Genomic DNA, 1,557 nt, shown 5'->3' on the forward strand with positions numbered 1-1,557 from the left:
GGGGATACCTAATAGACGTTTTAGCCAGTAGGCAGCTACAGTGAAATTAAGATGAGTTGAGATAATTAAGTTAGGTCGTCTCCAAATTCCGTATCCGGCAATTTTAGTGGCAAAGCCAGGGGTACGTAGAGCAAGAGGATAATTGCCTGTAAAGTGAAATTGGGTATTAGTTAAAAAATTAAAATCTGGTAAACAGCGAGTATCGTGTTTGAGAAAAACGTCATAATATTTTTTTGGATATAAGGTTTGTAATGCTTCTAGGAAAAAAGCTGAGTATAGTTGAATACCTCCTTTAAAATAAAATAGATTAGGAAACCATAAGTGAAGAACGGTTTCTTGAGAACAAAATTTCATAGTTTATAATAAATTAGTGGAATCGTCTTAAACTGATTAATTAGTTTCGATTACTGAAAATTTTCTGTACTTTATTTCCCAATATATTGCGATATAAACCCCAAGTTAATTGTTCTGCTTTTCGACGAGCAGCACGTCCCATTTCAGCTAGTTCTTGGGGATGGCGATAACACCACTCAAGTTTTTCTTTGATCGCTTCGATATCCCGAATTGGGATAATAAAGCCTTCTAAACCATCGGTGATAATATCGGGGCCAGCTGTGTTGGGTGTGGTAATTACCGGAATACCGCAGGCCATTGCTTCTAGTAGTACTAATCCAAAGCCTTCAACTAGGGAAGGAAAGACAAAAACATTGGCAGTGCTGTAGTATTGATTTAATGAGGCGTGAGGGACAGAGGGGACATAGCGAAAAATTTCTCTGTATGGAGTTAGCCAGGTTTCTGGGAATTCGTTAATTCCGACCATCATTAACTCAGCTTCAGGTAGTTGTAATTGCTGCCAAGCTGGTAATAGGTAGTGTACTCCTTTTCGTGGTCCTACACGACCGATAAATAAGGCTCGAAAAGTTTTATCGGTTTTGGGTTTGGGGTGGAAATAGTCTATGGGGGAACCGTAGGGAATGACAGTGATTTTTTCTGGTTTGACGCCAACGTCTAGCAAGGATTGTTTGGTAATTGAAGAAGCTACAAAGATATGGTCTGCTAATTGGATTTCTTGTTCTTTACGCTCCAATTTCCAGGCGGGTTCTTTAACTGCTTGTAAGCCGGGAGATAATTCGGGGAAGTTTTCTGCTTCTTGGGCTTGGATAGTACGACTGGTTTGATAGAATACTATGGGCAAGTCGTATAAGCAAAGGATACCCTTTTGTTTGGCGCTGTGGAAGGTAGTGGCTGCTCCATCTTCGTAGGCGTAGACTGCATCAATCCCGTGGAGATGATGCTTGGCAACGTGATGATCCAGGGAAGTATAGACCCAATCAATGGGTCCTTGGCGACCAGAGCCTAAACGGTGACTGAGTCCTGTTTTCACCAGAGCCATACGTATTACTTCTTGCCAGAGATGGGTTTCCATGGAGACGCCATGAGGGGGAATCCAAGTTCGCCTCCCTAGTTCATTAGCAATACGGTGTCTGATTGACTGGGGTAGTAGCTTTAAGTAGTGTGAAACAACCCCTTGTGGGTCGTAGGCGATAGTTGTGATTA

At 41.8% G+C, this 1,557-nt stretch carries 1 protein-coding gene and 1 pseudogene; both read right to left on the reverse strand.

Features of this window, described 5'->3' with window-relative positions:
* Window positions 1-354: pseudogene (locus F6K49_RS47720) on the reverse strand (glycosyltransferase); the annotation flags it as partial.
* Between the two features lie 40 nt (window positions 355-394).
* Window positions 395-1,557, reverse strand: a 1,163-nt coding sequence (locus tag F6K49_RS47725) for a glycosyltransferase family 4 protein (RefSeq protein WP_293109584.1), incomplete at its 5' end; no start/stop codon positions are given.

The organism is Moorena sp. SIO3I6 (assembly GCF_010672095.1).